This is a genomic window from Mycobacterium sp. SM3041 (genome assembly GCF_039668335.1).
In the GTDB taxonomy this organism is placed as follows: domain Bacteria; phylum Actinomycetota; class Actinomycetes; order Mycobacteriales; family Mycobacteriaceae; genus Mycobacterium.
Genome location: NZ_JAYXBQ010000049.1, coordinates 61,196 through 77,599, shown reverse-complemented (window position 1 = coordinate 77,599; position 16,404 = coordinate 61,196). Strand labels below are relative to the sequence as shown.

Genomic DNA, 16,404 nt, shown 5'->3' with positions numbered 1-16,404 from the left:
TCGAAAGACGATCTCTGATGCGAACTCAACACAAGGCGCGTCGCCGGATTCAAGGGCCGCGATGGGAAGCGAACAAAGCCCCCGACTTCATGCTCGACCCGCCGCCGGAACTGCCGCGGCTGATCCCGCAGCCCGCCGTCAAAAAGGCACTGCCCTGGGTGTTCGGCCTGGTGATGGTCGGCATGGTCGGCATGATGATCTACATGGGGTTCCGGCAGATGAACCCGATGTACCTGCTGATGATGGCCATGATGGGCCTGGGACTGTACTCCTCGGTGAGCGCGCAGGGCGCCACCGAAGACGACGTAACCACTCCGAAGATCGACTCCGAACGCGCCGAATATCTGCGGTACCTGTCCGGCAAATCCGAACTCATCCGCGAGGCCGCCTCGACGCAGCGTGCCGCTGCCGAGTGGTCGCACCCTGACCCTGATGCGCTGGAAGCGGTGTTCGATACGCCGCGACTGTGGGAACGCGGCATCACGGATCCGGATTTCCTGATGGTGCGGGTGGGCCGTGACGAGGTCCGCCTGGCCAACAAGATCAGGGTCAAACCCGTCGAGTCCTCCGAACTTGATTCCGAGCCGGTGACCAAGCTGGCCCTGCTGCACCTGCGTGCGGTCCAACAGGTAGTTCCCCACTGCCCCAAGGCAATTGATCTTGCCGGGCGTGGCCTGATCGGGTTCTACGGCGACCGGGAAGCGTTTCGTGGCGCGGTGCGCGCCTGGAGCGCACAGATGGTCTGCTGGCACAACCCGAACACCCTTGGTGTGGCCGTCGTGTCCCCGGAACTCGAGCAGCAGTGGGGCTGGGCAAAGTGGTTGCCCCACGCGGAAAGTCAGGACATCGACGGGGCGGGCCCGGCCCGTTACCTGTCGGACAACCTGAGCGAGGTGGCGGCGGCGCTGGACCCGTTGTTCAAAAGCCGCGCCAAGGTCGTCGACGAAAAAGGTGCGGTCGACGCGTCAGGGGTCACCAAGTCTCACAAGCACTTTGTGATCATCGTCGACGATCCGGCCGCACCGCTGGCCGTCGTGCGGCGCCTGTCTGCGCTGGATGGAGTCACGGTGATCGCCTACCGCGATGGCGCCGGCCCCGACCGCGACTATGCGCCCCACGAACGCGAACTGGTGCTGCGGATGCAGATCAACCCGTACAGCGACGGCGCCACACTGCAGATGGATCAGTGGCGCGAGTTCCGCTGGAAAACGTTCTGCTCAGAGCCCGACACGCTGAGCATGCCCGTGATCGACCATTTGGCACGACGGATGTCCAAGTGGGACAGCGCCCCAGCCGGCGGCCAGGATGCGGACTCGGCAGCGGCGCAAACGATGCTGGCCATGCTGGGGATTGACAACGCCGCCAAGATCGACGTTGCTTCCCTGTGGAAGCCCCGAATGCTGCCCGTGGGCACCGGCGAGCCGGTCATCCTGGAGCCCATCTTGAAGGTGCCGATGGGACTGCAACCCAACGGCGCCCCCCTGATGCACGACCTCAAAGACGCCGCCGATGGCGGATTCGGGCCACACGGCCTGATGATCGGCATGACCGGCTCCGGCAAGTCGACAACCTTGGCGTCGCTGGCGCTGGGTGTATTCGCGCTGCACTCCCCCGATGTCGTGCAAGCGATCCTCACCGACTTCAAAGACGGCGCGGGATTCGAGGCGTTCGCGTGCTACCCACATGTCGCGGCGATCATCACCAACCTGGAAGAGAAAAAGTCCGAAGTCAACCGTTTCGGTGACACCCTGCTGGGTCTGCTCGACCAGCGCGGCCGCATCTTCTACGACGCCGGCATGCAGGTCCGGGGCGAACCGTTCAAGTCGATCGTCGAGTACAACGAAGCCCGCGCGACCCCGGCCGGTGCCCATCTGCCACCGGTGCCGTACATGCTGGTGTGGGTCGATGAGTTCTCGCTGCTGCTCGAAGACCACCCCCACATGGCTGAGGTGTTCGACAAGGTGACCCGTAAGGGCCGCTCGCAGGGCATCTACTTCCTGTTCGCCAGCCAGACCCTGGACGTCGGCAAGATCAGGGACATCGACAAGAACACCCAGTACCGGATCGCCCTCAAAGTGGCCTCCGACTCGATCTCGCGACAGGTCATCGGCTACGGCGACGCCTTCCACATCCCCGACAGCAAAAACACCAAGGGCACAGGCTATTTCGTGCGCGCCCCGGGCGCAGAACCGGTCAAATTCCGCAGCTTCATGCTGCCCGCGCGCTACGAGCCGCCCACCACGATCACACGCCGGGTGATTTCGGCTGATGCCCGGGCGCGGGTCTTCACCGCTGGCCGGGTGCAGCCCGACGAAGCGACAGTGATCGAGGAAGAGATCGAAGCGGAGTCGTTCTTCAAGAAAGGCGAGGAACGCTCCCTGGTGCTGACGGTCGGCCCGCAGCTGGCCGCGCACTACGGCAAGAAAGCCCCCCAGCTGTGGGCACCGCCCCTGGACGTCCCGATCCCACTGGACAAGGTGCTCGCCGAGGCGCAGGCGTTGCCGCCGCGCTCGGATGCCCCGTGGTGGCCGCTCGGTGAGATCGATATGCCACGGCGCCTCACCCACGGCCTGTTGACCTACAGCTGCGACGACGGCACCGGCAACATGTTTGTGCTGGGCATGAACAAGGACGAAACGTCAATGGTGGTACAGAGTTTCATTCTGTCCGCCGCCTCGCGGTATGCACCGACCGAAGTCGGATTTTTCCCGTTCGCCTATGGCGGTCCCGCGCTGGGAGCCGTTCGGGACCTGCCGCACGTGGGGGCGATCGGTGGAAAAGACCGTGACCAGCTCAACCGGCGTTTGTTCACCGACCTGGACGCAGTAGCGGCCGGACGCCGGCGGATTTTCGAGCTGCACAACATCGGCTCGGTGGACGAATACCGCCGCCGGCGGCGGGCAGGTGAGGCCGCGCTCGACGACGGCTACCCCATCGATCTGTTCGTCATCATCGACGGCTACGAGAACTTCTATACCGACAACACCGACATCATGCATCCGAGGAACCCCCACGAGAAGAACCTTGAACGCCTGGCCGCCGCCGGCAACGGCATTCACGTGGTGATCACTGCCGCAGACTGGGTCAGGATCAGTGGACAGGTCACCAACACGATGGCGGTCTACTACGAGCTCAAGCTGGCCAATGCCAACACATCCCAGGTGAAGGGCGCGGTCGACGACAAGCTGATGCGGCCGCAAGACCGCATCCCGACCGGGATGCCCGGTCGTGGCATCACCAAGACGGGGGACGTGATCCGGTTCGCCGTCGGTCGCACCGATGGTCAAGCCAGCATGGACAAGCTGGACGTCAAGGTCCGTGACACCGTCGCCGCATTGGTGGATCGCTACAAGGATGCGCGGCCCGTGCCGGCGCCGCAGCTGCTGCCGACCCTGCTGCCTGCGGCGTCACTGCCCCACAACCTGGGCGGGGAGAAGTACGCAGTGGGTATCCGCGGCCGGGACCTGCAGCCTCAGGTGTTCGACTTCGCGGAGGCCCCGCTGTTGGCGGTCTACGGCGACGACCACCATGGAAAGACGCCGTTCATCGACAACCTGGTGCGCAACGTGGTGGCCCGCCGCCGCGACCACAACGACGCGATCGTCGCGGTGTTCAGCCCTCGGCGTGAACTCAGATCGCTCACGTCACTGCTGATCCCGGGCGAAGACAGTTACGAAACGACCGCCGAGGGCATGGCGCGCATGATCGCCGCGATCGGACAAATCTGCGATAACAGAAAACCCAAGGTGAACTCCGAAGCCGGCTGGGATGAGCTGCACGAGTGGACATTCGACGGCCCGAAGATCTACTTGTTCATCGACGACGTCGACGTGATCCCCGCGCAGGTGACCGTTCACGCACCGGTGCCCGCTGGCGCCCCGGCCGGAGTCCAGCCGGTTGGACAGCTGGTGCCGGTCTTCCAACCGCTGCTGCGGCACCTGGCGACCGCTCGTGACGTCGGACTGCGCGTCATCGTGACCCACCGCGCCACCGGATTGGGCCACCTGGAGATGAACGCCAGCACCCTGCCGGGGGCCTTCTCCGCGCAGAACGCCGATCGGATTCTGCTCGGGTCGGCGGCGCAAACCGACAAGGTTCGCGGCGTGAAGTTCGAGCTGTTGGCGCCTGGACGTGGATACCTGATCGCTTCACGCGAAGAGAACTGCGACTACATCCAGCTGACCGCACCACACGAAATGTAACCGGCATGTTAAATGAGCACTACAGCGGTGGTTTGGTGCTAAATCCGCGTGCTGCAATGTCTGGCATGTGTCGTTTGCTGACGGTACCGTCGTTTTCGGGGAGTACCAGACCAGCAAAAAAGCGTCAGGCCGGTGGTCGACCGGCGGCGATAATGGAACTGGCAGCAAAACAGAGGGGACGCTTCACTCATGATTCTTGACGTAACTCCAGAAGTCCTGGCTTCGGCATCGGCGCAGGTCGCCGCACTGACCGGGCGACTGATCGCCACCAACGCCGAGCACGCGGTGGCCACCAGCCTGATCCTGCCGCCCGGCTCCGATCTCCCGTCGATCAAGACCTCGATGTCGCTGATCGCTCAGGGCGCCGAGCACCAGGTAACGGCCGCCATGGGCAATGCGGAGCTGACCAGCTCCTCGGCCGGCGTCGCCGAATCCGCGATCAGCTACCAGATCGGCGATGCCGAAGGCGCCGCGATCTACACAGCCGCCGGTGGCGTCGGCGTCTAACGGCGGGCCGGAACAGAACCGATGCTGGCACCAGCACCACCGATACCCCCGATCTGGCACGCCCTGCCGCCGGAAGTGCATTCGACACTTCTGACCACCGGCGGCACCGCGGCGGGCATCATCGAGGCGGGGACGTCCTGGACGAACCTGGCCGCCCAGTACGGCAGTGCGATCCCCGAACTCGAAGGAATCCTGTCCTACATCCAGTCCAACTACGAGGGACCGTCCGCTCAACAGTTCATCGCGGCCCACCAGCCGATGCTGGCGTGGTTGGCCGCCGTGGTGGCCAAAGCTACCGGGGCGGCAATGGCACACGGGCAGATTGCCGCCGCCTACGGCACAGCAGTGGCGACGATGCCAACGATGCCTGAGCTGATCGAAAACCATGTCGTCAACGCGACGCTGAACGCCACCAATTTCTTTGGGGTGAACACGATTCCGATCGGCCTCAACGAAGCCGACTACCAGCGGATGTGGATTCAGGCCGGCGACGTGATGGCGGGCTGGGACGGCGCCTCGACAGCGGGCCTGGACTCCATCGTGGAAACGCCACCGTCCCCGATCACCCTCATCCCCGGTGTCGGAGAATCCGGCAACATCGCAGCCACCGCGGCGTCCTTCCTCACCCAAGGGGAAGCCGCGGCAGGCGGGGCCTCGCTGACCGGCGCCGACACCATGAGCGACGCGCTGCTGGTGAAGAAAGCTGCCACCAGCCCGCTGTCGATCGCGGACAAGGCGCCCGGGCAGCAGACGTCGGCGCGGGACAACGCCCAGCAGCAAGACCAACTCAAAGACGGCACCCAGAACGCTGCCACCAACTTCATGCAGCAAGCTGCCTCGATGGCCAGCAGCGCGCCCCAGGCGGCCGCGTCCGCCATCCAACAGCCCGCCCAACTGGCCACCCAGGCCCCCCAGATGCTGCAGAGTGCCCCACAGGCCCTCGGCCAGCTGCTGACCCAGATGGGCGGCCACGGGGCGTCAGGACTGGGCGGTCAGCCCGCCGCGGCGATGCCCGTGGGATTTCCCGGCACCGGAGCCATCAAAGGCTTCAACCCGGCCGGGATGACCAGCTTGGCCGGCGGGGCGTTCGGCTCGGGCCCGTCGCGGCCACTGATGCCCTCCACCTGGGGTGCCTCACCGGCATCGACGGCCGAGATGGCCGGCGGCGCCACACGCGGGATTTCCCCTGTGGCAACGCCACTTTCGGGTGCCGGTGCCAGCGGCAGCGGCGCCGGGGGCGGCATGATGGGTTCGGGGGCGCACCGCAAGCGCAACAGCCGGTCGGAAGCGGTCGACACCTACGCCGATGATGCGGTCGACGAAGAGGACGACGTTGACGGGGGGACTTTCGCGATGGCCCGTTGACATCAGCCGCGCACACCTAACGCGAATCAACACAACTCAACACCATTCCGAAATCCCTAGTCAGGAAAGGACTTTCATCATGGGATTGCTTGACGCAAACGTTCCGCAGATGGTCAGCTCCTCGTCGAGCTTCGCCGATCAGGCTGGCCTGATGCGCAGCACCATCGCCCAGGCCGACGCCTCCGCGCAGCAGGCGCAGGCCACCCACCAGGGTGACTCCGCCGTCGCCTTCCAGGTCGCGCACACCCGCTTCGTCGAAGCTGCCGGCAAGATCAACACGCTGCTGGACGTCGCAGGCGCGAACATCCACGAGGGTGCCGGCACCTACACCGCGCAGGATGCCGCCGGCGCGTCCGACATCGCATCCGCCGGCGGGGCACTGCCCGCCTAATCCGCCTGCAGGGCACAGACTCTCATCTCTGAAAGGACAAACAGATGTCGCAAATTCTCTTCAACTACCCGGCGATGCTCGCCCACGCCGGCGAAATGAACGGCTACGGTGCCGCACTGCGGTCGGTGGGTTCGGGTATCGCCAGCGAGCAGGGTGCCCTGGCCGCCGGCTGGACCGGCGACACCGGCCAGAGCTACCAGGCTTGGCAGCAGCAGTGGAACTCGACTCTCGACGAGCTCGTCACCGCCTACAAGGCCATGACCGACGCCCACGAGAACAACACCCTGACGATGCAGGGCCGCGACGCGGCCGAGGGCGGCAAGTGGGTCTAACCCCGTAGCCGTAGAGCTCGTCTACAGAAATGGGGCGGTCACCGATTACGGTGACCGCCCCATTCGCGTGGCTACAGCACTCAACAGCTGGCAGGAACCTCCATCAGACGCGCGTGCTCAACATCTGATGCCCCTGCGGGGTCGTGATCTGAAACAGGTTCGCGTGCTTGAGGTCCTGGGTGATCACGATGGTCGTCGCCGGCGCCTTGGAGGCCTGGGGCCGACGAAGGGTCACCGTGATCGGACTGGCCGGCGCCTCGATACTGCCGTCGGTCACCACAATCGCATCCGCCGGCGGCGGTGTCGGCGGCAGAATGAACTGCTGCGGCGCACCGTGGTTGGCCAGCGCACCCCACTGCCGGACGTCGGTCACAGCCACGCAGATCGGCAGACCGGACAACGCCAGTCGCGCCACGATGCCGACGTGGAATTCTCGAGTACCGGTGACCGTGATGCGCACCGGCTCGGGCGAAGCCAGACCCAGATAGACGGGCTGGCGCTGCCGGTTGAAGCCGATCGGGACGCCGGGCGCCGATGTCGGCCAGTGCAGCGAAGCCAACTCGGCCGGATCGACCTGCGTGGTCGGCAAGTCGTAATCCATACCGGTGGCAGTCATCGCCGCGGCAACCTGGCGGTGCAGGCCGTGGAAACCGGCCAACCCCGGCAACGGGTTACGGTCTGGCTTGGTCCCGGTCAGCGTGCCGACGCAGGCGGCCACGGTGGTGGGCTGACTGCCCCGTGAAGAGATCGTGACGCTCACCCACAGGGCCTTGGTGCCCAGCGTCGGCAGAGCCTCCAGAACCGTCTGCAGGGCGCCTGACTCGACCGCGTAGATCGCCCGGAATCCGTCGTTGTACTCAGTGGCAGTCCACGTCTCGCGACGCACCGTGGCGGTCGAAGGGACGAACTGCGGCACCGCTTCGGTGTCGTCGATAGTGGCCAGCCACCCCCGCTCGCGTAGCTCAGCGAGCAGCCGGCGCGCGGTGGTGTCGGCCAGTGCCGCCCGCTGCGGCGCCTTCGGCCCCTCACGGTCATCGTCACCGCCGCCGTCGCCGCCAGCCGGGGTGCCCATGGTCGTGCGATGTGCGGTCAACACCCCGATGTTCTGATCGGCCCGCAAGGTGTAGGACAGCCAGGTTTCACGGTGCTGCGGAGTCCGGCTGGTCAACAGTGAGGCCGCATCGACGCGCAGACCACTGGGCGGCGGGGTGCGAGTGATCGAGGTGATGTTCAGCTCATCAGCGCGCACACCGTAACGGTTCAGCCAGCTGGTGACGAACTCCCACGGCAGCTGGTCGGTGGTGTCCGACGGTGTCGTCAAGCCGTGCGGATGAGGCCGCAGGTGGATGACGATCCGCGCCTCCAGCGTGTCCGAACGCGGCGCCGGCGGCGCGGCGTTGTCCTGGCATTCATTGCGGCGCCGACGATTCTGCATGCCGCTTTTACGCTGGCGGTTGTTGTACAGCGCCATAGGCGTCCAACGGTGCACGGTGGTCGACAAGTGCTGGCCGTGCCAGGACCCCAGGAAAGCCACGATCAGGACGACGCCGATCACGTAGTGCCACCACTGGGTTCTGTGACCGGCGGGCACCAGTGCAGCCCACCCCAGCATCAGCAGGGTCACCAAGATGCTCACCCGGCGCCAGCTCGGCGCGGCGGGAATGAAACGGGATCGCTGGCTAACGTGTGTTGCCACGGCGCATTCCAATCACAGTGACGAAGCCGACGGCCGCGGCCAGGGCAAGGAAGCCACCGCCGAAGGCGATGAGGTAGGGCAAACGGTTATCTGGTGGCGGAGGTGCCGGCGGCGCGACGCGGACCACGGGCGCGTTGACCGGTTTGGCATCGCCCTTGGGGATATCCCACGTCAATGCGGCCACAGGGTCAATCACACCGGCGCCCACCAAGTTTGACGGCGAGCGCGGGCCGTTGTGCGCCGAGGCGACCAGACGGTTGACGATCTGGCGGGACGTCAGATCGGGGAACGCCGAACGCACCAGAGCGGCCACACCGGAGACGTACGCGGCCGCGAAGCTGGTCCCGTTGATCGGTACCAGTGGTTCCTTGGTCGAGGGAAGCCCATTGACCAAGCCCGAATTGTCAGCATTGCCCAGGGACACGATCTGTTCGCCCGGCCCGGCGATCCCCACCCAGGGCCCGGCCATCGTGAAGCCGGACGGCTGCCCCTCGGGGGTCAGTGACCCCACCGACAGCACATAGGGCTGCCAATACGAGGGGGTGGAGATGGTGGTGGCGCCAGCCCAGTTGCGGGGATCACCAGGGTTGTTCGGGTCGGTCAGCGGGTTCGAGTCGCAGTTGTTCTCGCCAGCGTTGCCGGCCGCGGCCACGATCACCTGATCCTTGTCGACGGCGGCGTAGCGCACCGCGGCGCCGAGCGCGGCCTGGTCGACCTCTTTGTACTGAGCAATGCAGTCGGTGAGGGAAATGTTGATCACGCGCACCCCCGGCATGTCCGCGGCGTGGCGGATCGCGCGGGCCAGGGTCGCAACATCGCCGGCAGTCTTGGCTTTCTGTGGGTCGCTGCCCGAGGGCATCTTCGGTGACCACTGAGCCGAGCTCTGCCGGATCGAGACGATCGCGGCCTCCGGGGCGACCCCGGCGAACCCGTCCGGCCCGGGCTGGGCCCCGATGATCCCGGCCACCGCAGTGCCGTGGCCATCACAATCAGTCAGGCCGTTGGCGGACGGGTCGATGTAGTCACCGCCGCCGGTGACATTGGGCAGCAACGGCTGCTGCCGGACGCCGGAGTCGATGACCGCGACCGCCACTCCCCTCCCCCGCGAGGTCTTCCACGCCTCAGGCAAGTTGAGCATCGCCTGGCTGGGCGGGACAGCGTGGGGATCGAAGCCTGGCAGCGCGCCGTAGAACGCGCACGCACCGTTGAACCGCAACTCCTGCGACGGCGACGGGGGCCCGTCAGGAGGCAGCGCCGCGGGATCGACCACGGGCAGGGTCAGCGCCGCCGCTTCGGGCAGCGGGCTGCTCAGCACCAGCAGCGCCACAGCCGCTGTGACAGAACCGATTTGTCGAAACATCACAGGGCCCCCCGATTACGGATCAGGCTGTAGAGGCCGGTCAGCACCACCATGGCCGGAAAGATCGTCGCCAACAGGGTTTCCTCGAAGAGAGTGAGGTACCGGCGCTGAGGGATGGTCAGAGCCCCCGGTTTGAGCGCGGTGGCAACGAGCAGCAGCGTGACCAGGCCGACCAACGCCGCGGCCGCATAGACCGCGGCCAGCAGATGCCCACTGAGCGCGAAGGACGCAGACAGGGCGACCGCGGCGACGAACGGGGCCGACAGGAGCCACAACGCCGGCACCGCCGAATCCCAGACACGCATCCGCAACACCGTCACCATCACCGTGGCGATCATCAGCCACCAGGCCAAAAGTGACGGTGCGGCCGGCAGCCACACAACCATGACCGAGCCGATCACGGTCATGACCACCGACGCGGCGATCATGCCGTTCTGATAGGCGTTGGAGCGAGCCACCTTGGTCGGGAGTGCCTCGATCTCGGACAGCGCCAGCGGCGGCGGATCATCTTCGTCGGGGGCCGGCACATTGGGCAGCGGGAACCGCGCCCACACCGCGGCAGCGGTAGGAGCGGACCGTGCCGTCAACAGCGAAATCGTGATCAGCACGCAGCCCAGCGTCACGTACGGAAGATGGGCCACGATGCGCAACGCCGCCAACAGCGCGAGCGAGGCGGACACCACGATCATCGCCGTGTACGTGGAAATCCATGTGGCGGTCGACGTCAGCATCACCAGCGACCAGGCCGCCAGGCCGGCGGCGGCCAAGAACACCCGAGGGGCGGCCCCATCGCCCGGCAGGGCCGCTGCCAGGGCCAGCGCCAACGGGACCGTGCTGGCCACACCCATGCGGGCCGCGGCCACCGGTTCGCCGCGGCGGGCCAGCACCCCAGTGGCCGCGATGTACACCACGGTCAGCACACCCAGGCCGGCCGCCGCCCACCACCGGTGATGACCGTGCCACGTCGCCAACGCCAGGCCGCACACCAACGCTCCCAGCACCAGCACCACGATCTGAGCGACCGCGGGCAGCAGTGACTGCGTGAACGGCTTGAACTGGCTGGCCGAGTGGATCGCGGCAGCATCGGCAATGTTCTCGACCACCGGCGGCGCGGTAGGCCCTGGCGGCAGCTGGCGCAGCAGAAGTAACTCACCGTCGTCGACCGCCAGCGCCTCCAACGTCGCATCCAGGCTGAACGGCGTAGACCCTGGCGGCGCAAGCGAATACGGGCGCAACGCGATGATGTTGTCGCGCTCTGGCAGCTCGTCGTCGTCGCGGCCGGAGGCGAGCGTCTTACGTATCCGTGGAATCAACTCACGGATCGGCAGCCCCGTCGGCAGCGCGATGTCGGCCGAGTTGTCCTCCCCCACAACCTTGACGCGCACCAATCCGGTGGCAACAGCAGGATCCATCCTCAGTAACCCCCCATCCCGTCAGCCTGCGGCTGCTGCCGTGTCGGATAGAAGCTGGCGACCGCGCCCGCTACTTTCGTGACGGCCTTCTGTGTCTTTTTCTTCATACGGGTGAACTCGATTGCCCCACCCTCGTCGAGATGATCATCGAACGGCACCGTCAGCACGTGCTCGGTGCCCTCACGGAACTGCGCGGCAACATCCTCGATATCGACCTTGGGTTTCTGCGGGCTCTGCTGGTTGAGAACGACCACCGTCTTCGCCTGCAGCCGGCCCATTCCGTGGGCGGCCAGATACTGCCGGGTTCGGCCAGCGCCGTTGATTCCGGGACTGTCCTGCGAGGCGACCACGACCAGGCAGTCGACCTGCTTGGCGATCGCCTGAAACAGCGGTGAGGTGATCGCCGTGCCGCAGTCCAAGATGATCACGTTGTAGTGCGACCGCAAGGTCTTCATGGTGGTCTCGAAATCGACGCTGGTGAGTCGATAGTTCGAGGTCGGATTGTTCTGCGAGGACAGCATTTCGAGGCGGTCATCGTTCTGCACGGTGTACCGGCGGATCATGGAATAGACGCCGGTGGCGTCCTTCTCCATCGCCGCGAACCCTTGGATGTTCGCCGTGGCTCCCCCGTGCTCATAGAAGCGGTCCGACAAGTTGCCCTGATCGGTGTCGACGTCGACGACGATCACCCGGTCACCGCGCTCACGGGCGATCGCGTTGCCGGTGGCCACAGCCATCGTTGTCTTGCCCACGCCGCCTTTGGAATTGACGAACGCCACCACGAAGACATCGACCAGAGAGGCGCGGATACTGCGGATAAGTTCATCGGCTTCAATCTGCTTGGCGCTCGGCCCAGGCTTGATGAGCCCGAACGACATGACTGACACGGCCTTTCGCCACCCAGTCGGGTCGATGTGTCGAGACGTGGTCACGATCTGGGCGGGATCAGAACCGCTGACGTAGCCCACCGGATTGAACGACTCGCCGCGGGCCATCGGACCGCCGAACAACCCGCCGGCCGCCGGTGCGCCAGCCTGTGGCTGCGGTGCCGCGGCTCCCGGCGGAGCCTCGAAAAACGCTCCCATGCCGGACATTTCGCGGGCCTGCGCGATGGCGTCGGGCGAAATGGTCGTGGTCTTTTCGGAATCGTATTCCTCGTCGACGCGGCGAGCTGGTTGCGGCGCCGAAGGGTCGCGCGGTGGCTGCGGCGGGGTGGGAAAGACATAGCCCTGCTGCGCGAGGCGGTGTTGGCCGGTGTTGTTGCGTGGCTCGCCGGCCGGAGGCTGGGCGGGCTGCGGTGCGCCGTAGGGCGGCGGGGTCGGCCGCAGGCCAGGGATGTGCGGCTGGCCAGGCTGGTACGGCGCCTGCGGGCCGGTCTGGTAAGGCCGCTGCGGTGCCTGTGGATCGGGCGGGGGGACCTGCGGGATCGGGCCGCTCTGACTCGGAGAGGGCTGCCACTGCGGCGGCTGCGTGGGCTGCGTGGGCTGCTGGGGCTGGGAAGGAGGCTGCAGCCGCTCCCCCACTTGCGGCGCTGCGTGGTGCAGCGGTCCGCTCTCCCCGGGCTCAGGTTGGCGGTGCTGACCCTCATCGGCCGGGGCGGCGGCCGCATTCCCGTCAGTGTCGCCGGTGGCCTCGCGGTGGGGGTCGTTGTCGTCGTTGGAGGTGAAGAAATCAGGTGGTGTGCTCATCATTGTGTGTCCATTCCAGTTAATGGTCAGATATCGAAGTTCTCTGCGGGAAACCAAGTGCCGGACGGCAATCGGCTGATCAACTCACGTACGGCCATCGCAATAGCGAATGGTTCGCCCGGCGCCCATACCGACACGCCGCCCTGGCGGGGCGTGCCTGGAACCGGGCTGACCAGGATCAGGCCGACCTCGGTGCTGATGAGGTTGACGCTGACGTCGGTCTGGTGGCGGGAGCCGTTGGTGGCCTGGTGAGCCGTGAGCTCCACGGTGATCCGCTCGCCGGTGCGGGCGATCTCCATGATCTCGGCATCCTCTTCGGGGATGCCCAGGTCGGTCAAGGTGTCGACGATGTCCGCGCCGCGCCCGATGCGGGAGTCGATCGACTTTCCGATGTCCATGGGCAGTTCGAACTCGTTGAAACGCGCAGGTCGCACATCGTCGGGCAGACCCGAGGTAATGATCGGCACGATGGCTTCACTGTGCGCCAGCTGCATTGGTGTGAACGTCACCATCTGCGCGTAGCGCAGCGCGACCACGGCATCGGAATCGGAGGAACGGGCCAGGACACCGCGCAGGACCTGCTGGTTGTCGGTGCTAGTCAGGGTCAGCCATTCCAGCCACTGAGATGCATGGCACGTTGTCCGAATCGCCTGCGCAACAGAGGCTTTAACGTTGTCGCTGGCATCGATGACACCGGATGCGACGAGCTCGGCCTTGGTCTTGGCGTTGAAGTCATCGCGCTCGGCGGGATCGAAATAGGGAGCGGTGATAGCCAGCTTCCAGGGGAAGCTGCCGGCGTGAAGGTGCTCGGCCAGGAACCACGCCTGCTGCGCGGTGATCTCCACCGCCTCGAACCTAGTCATGGTCAGTTCATTCCTTTATGTCGGGCAGCTCGGCGGCTTCGAGTTCGTCCAGCACGGGCGACAGTGCCCGCTCGGTGATCAGCGACATGGAGGTATTCCACCGCCGCTCTTGCTCTTTGAGCCGGCGCAGGGTGGAGCCCCTCAGTCGAAGGGTGGTCGCCTCTTTCTTGTCCGCTGCTTCCACGGCATTCTGGGACAGCTCGCGGACGAGGGCACTACCGGCGGTCTCCCGCTTTGAATCCTCGGTGGCCATCGTGGCTTTCACCCCTTCCCTTTCTGGGTCCAACCCCACGTGCCCGCAGTAGAGCACAGAACCCGGACACGACAAATAGATCGCGTAACGCAACAGTCCATATCGATCCCCTACCCCCGTTTGTCGGTCGTGCGCGAATAGCTGCATGTGTCAAACCGACTAAGTCCAGTGTGCCTGCTTGATGTAGGGGCTACCTACACAAATCGGCGGAAGACGCGTATCGACATATCGAGCGATGCGCATACCGCGTGCGGACATATGCGCATACGCGCCGCATATGTGGGTATGCGCGCACGCAACGGCGTCGGACGACAATCTGGGCTGGGCGGATGGGCGATCTATGGCACGTGTCCAACTGGGCTGCCACAATTGGGCCGCACCAAGGAAGTCCATCAGAGCGTTTCGCCGCGCTGATGGGGACCATGCATCTACCTACCCCCCGAAACGTCACGTGACGAACATGCTGTCGAAGCACGCAACCGACTGTTCAGGTGATGCAGCGTGCATCACCTGACATCCATCCCCGACACGCCCTCGAAGATCCGAGTCCCACCCCTACAGCACCTATACCCTAATACCGGCATTTAGGAAGGAGTCACAAGTGGCAGGAATGACAACCCGGGCTCGCCGCCCCGCGAAGCCCGTCGGCAAGAAGACCGCCAACCGCTTTGCAAAATTTGCGGGCGGAGATACCGCCAGCGATATGGACCTCTCCCCCGCTATCACCGCCGACGAGACGGACGACACCGGCCTCATCGCCGGCATGTCTGCCGTCGCAGCCGACGAAGCGCACCGCGTCGTCGAAATCCGCGTCGCCGAGATCGCACCGCACCCGTTCAACGACCACGCACGCTCCGAGCCGGAACCCGGGGACCCGAAATGGGACGAGCTCCTACGTGGCGTCAAAGCCAACGGCGTCCGCCTCCCCGTGCTGGTCGTCCCGCGCGAATCCTTCGCAGCCGTGAGACCTATTGCGGCGGAAGGGATTTCGCCAGATGCGCGCTACGTTTTGGTTTACGGGCACCGTCGACGGGCCGCCGCACTCGAGGCGGGCCGTGACACCATCCCCGCCGTCGTCGATGACGGCATCATGGAAGACGATGGCGACATCGACGCCATGGCCACGGAAAACCTTGGGAGAAAAGACCTTTCAGACCTCGCCGAAGGTGACCTGTACGCGCGGTACTCCGACATGGGCCTGAGTCAGCGTCAGATTGCCGATCGACTGGGCGTCGATCAGTCCACTGTGCAGCGCAAGCTGGCGCTGAACCTGTTGGCCCCCGAAGTCCGCGCCGCCGTCGACGTCGGCATTCGGGTGCCGAACGAGCCGCAGCCCATCAAGTTGCCGCCCACCGAAGCAGCGGCCCTGGCCGGCAAGCTCCCATACGGCCCAGTGCGCCGCTGGCAGAAAAGCAAGGACCCCGGACAAGACACCGAGGAACGGCGCGTCGAACAGATCGAAGCGCAGCGCCTCGTGCTGCAGCAGAACTGGTCGGCATCACGGGCCGCCGAACGCGTTATCGCCGAGCGTGACGCCCGGGCCGAAGCAGCCGAGTTGGGCATCGACCTCGTCGACGACCCACGCACAGAACTCGGCGACGGCTACGTCGATCACCGCATCAGCCGCGGGGAGTACAACGCCGGCGACGACGTCCTAGGTGCCATCAACACCAACACCGGACAGCTCGATCTGTACCGCCGTCCAGCCGCGTCGGCACCGACGAAAGAGCGCGCAGCGGAACCCGCCACCAACGGTCAGGCCGAGCGTTCCGCGGCGGCCGCAGAGGGTCCCGGGGCGCTGGCGGCCAAGGCCGGTGGCGAGGCCGACGCCGATGATTCCGACGCGGGGGAGAGCGCGGGGGAGTACGACGACCTCGACGACGACCCGGACGAAATCGACCACGAAGAGGCGGCGATCGCCGAACAGAAGCGAGCCGACGCAGCGGCCTCAGCGGCCGCCCAGAAGCGCCGTCGAGAGTCCTGCGCCGCACTGATTACCCACCAACCGAGCAACGCCGAACTCCTCAAGATTCTGGTCCGCCAGTACCTGTCCGGGGTCGCCGCGCGCAGCCAAACCTCGGCAGTCAACGCGCTCCTGCGTGACTGGGACGCCAGCGCCGAAGGGCCGGGTGAGAAGGCCCGCAACGCCCGGGCCTTCCACCGCGCCGTCGCTGCAGCCGAACTGCACACCGCCGAACTCAAAGACAAGGCGTGGGATGACGACGCCGTCAGCCACGTCGAACTGCTCATCGAGCGAGTCGGATACCAGCCCACGGCCTACGAACGAGCCCAGCTCGACACCGCCAGCCGGTGATGCACCGTGCATCACCAACCA

General features: G+C 65.9%; 12 protein-coding genes. 6 read left to right on the top strand and 6 right to left on the bottom strand.

From position 1 onward, the window contains the following. The first annotated feature begins 17 nt into the window (after positions 1-17). From eccCa to VXD91_RS16625, 5 genes are all read left to right on the top strand, one after another. A complete protein-coding gene (gene eccCa / locus VXD91_RS16645; protein WP_293016984.1) occupies positions 18-4,202 on the top strand; it encodes a type VII secretion protein EccCa in 4,185 nt (1,394 codons plus the stop codon). Positions 4,203-4,391: 189 nt separating this feature from the next. Further along, entirely contained in the window at positions 4,392-4,709 is a 318-nt protein-coding gene (locus VXD91_RS16640) for a PE family protein (RefSeq protein WP_293016983.1), read from the top strand. Positions 4,710-4,730: 21 nt separating this feature from the next. After that, the gene (locus VXD91_RS16635; RefSeq protein WP_293016982.1) at positions 4,731-6,074 is read left to right on the top strand and encodes a PPE family protein; all 1,344 of its coding nucleotides are present in this window, start codon (positions 4,731-4,733) and stop codon (positions 6,072-6,074) included. A 79-nt stretch (positions 6,075-6,153) separates the two neighbouring features. Beyond that, on the top strand, positions 6,154-6,465 hold the full coding sequence (locus tag VXD91_RS16630) for a WXG100 family type VII secretion target (protein WP_293016981.1): 312 nt from the start codon (positions 6,154-6,156) through the stop codon (positions 6,463-6,465). A gap of 44 nt (positions 6,466-6,509) precedes the next feature. Next, entirely contained in the window at positions 6,510-6,797 is a 288-nt protein-coding gene (locus VXD91_RS16625) for a WXG100 family type VII secretion target (protein ID WP_293016980.1), read from the top strand. 103 nt (positions 6,798-6,900) lie between these two features. Here the strand turns inward: VXD91_RS16625 and VXD91_RS16620 are convergent, their stop codons facing one another. The 6 genes from VXD91_RS16620 to VXD91_RS16595 are packed head-to-tail and all read right to left on the bottom strand — an operon-like array spanning position 6,901 to position 14,069. Next, positions 6,901-8,433, bottom strand: a complete 1,533-nt coding sequence (locus VXD91_RS16620) for a hypothetical protein (protein ID WP_293016979.1) — start codon at positions 8,431-8,433, stop codon at positions 6,901-6,903. A gap of 43 nt (positions 8,434-8,476) precedes the next feature. Further along, the gene (mycP, locus tag VXD91_RS16615; RefSeq protein ID WP_293016978.1) at positions 8,477-9,853 is read right to left on the bottom strand and encodes a type VII secretion-associated serine protease mycosin; all 1,377 of its coding nucleotides are present in this window, start codon (positions 9,851-9,853) and stop codon (positions 8,477-8,479) included. Beyond that, complete coding sequence (gene eccD, locus VXD91_RS16610; protein WP_293016977.1) at positions 9,853-11,265, bottom strand: type VII secretion integral membrane protein EccD; 1,413 nt, start codon at positions 11,263-11,265, stop codon at positions 9,853-9,855. Before eccD ends, mycP begins: the two co-directional genes overlap by 1 nt. Positions 11,266-11,267: 2 nt before the next feature. Next, entirely contained in the window at positions 11,268-12,953 is a 1,686-nt protein-coding gene (locus tag VXD91_RS16605) for a MinD/ParA family protein (RefSeq protein WP_293016976.1), read from the bottom strand. A 26-nt stretch (positions 12,954-12,979) separates the two neighbouring features. Further along, positions 12,980-13,798, bottom strand: coding sequence for an ESX secretion-associated protein EspG (locus VXD91_RS16600; RefSeq protein WP_293016975.1), 819 nt, complete (start codon positions 13,796-13,798; stop codon positions 12,980-12,982). A 25-nt stretch (positions 13,799-13,823) separates the two neighbouring features. Further along, positions 13,824-14,069: a hypothetical protein gene (locus VXD91_RS16595; protein ID WP_293016974.1), complete on the bottom strand. Its 246-nt coding sequence runs from the start codon at positions 14,067-14,069 to the stop codon at positions 13,824-13,826. Between the two features lie 610 nt (positions 14,070-14,679). On the opposite strand from VXD91_RS16595, the gene VXD91_RS16590 reads away from it, so the two are divergent. Continuing rightward, positions 14,680-16,383: a ParB N-terminal domain-containing protein gene (locus tag VXD91_RS16590; protein WP_293017028.1), complete on the top strand. Its 1,704-nt coding sequence runs from the start codon at positions 14,680-14,682 to the stop codon at positions 16,381-16,383. Positions 16,384-16,404 lie beyond the last annotated feature (21 nt).

Coding starts and splice junctions, on each gene's coding strand:
- mycP (WP_293016978.1), bottom strand. CDS start 9,853: ATGTTTCGACAAATCGGTTCTGTCACAGCGGCTGTGGCGCTGCTGGTG.
- eccD (WP_293016977.1), bottom strand. CDS start 11,265: ATGGATCCTGCTGTTGCCACCGGATTGGTGCGCGTCAAGGTTGTGGGG.
- VXD91_RS16590 (WP_293017028.1), top strand. CDS start 14,680: ATGACAACCCGGGCTCGCCGCCCCGCGAAGCCCGTCGGCAAGAAGACC.
- VXD91_RS16605 (WP_293016976.1), bottom strand. CDS start 12,953: ATGAGCACACCACCTGATTTCTTCACCTCCAACGACGACAACGACCCC.
- eccCa (WP_293016984.1), top strand. CDS start 18: ATGCGAACTCAACACAAGGCGCGTCGCCGGATTCAAGGGCCGCGATGG.
- VXD91_RS16630 (WP_293016981.1), top strand. CDS start 6,154: ATGGGATTGCTTGACGCAAACGTTCCGCAGATGGTCAGCTCCTCGTCG.
- VXD91_RS16635 (WP_293016982.1), top strand. CDS start 4,731: ATGCTGGCACCAGCACCACCGATACCCCCGATCTGGCACGCCCTGCCG.
- VXD91_RS16625 (WP_293016980.1), top strand. CDS start 6,510: ATGTCGCAAATTCTCTTCAACTACCCGGCGATGCTCGCCCACGCCGGC.
- VXD91_RS16595 (WP_293016974.1), bottom strand. CDS start 14,069: ATGGCCACCGAGGATTCAAAGCGGGAGACCGCCGGTAGTGCCCTCGTC.
- VXD91_RS16640 (WP_293016983.1), top strand. CDS start 4,392: ATGATTCTTGACGTAACTCCAGAAGTCCTGGCTTCGGCATCGGCGCAG.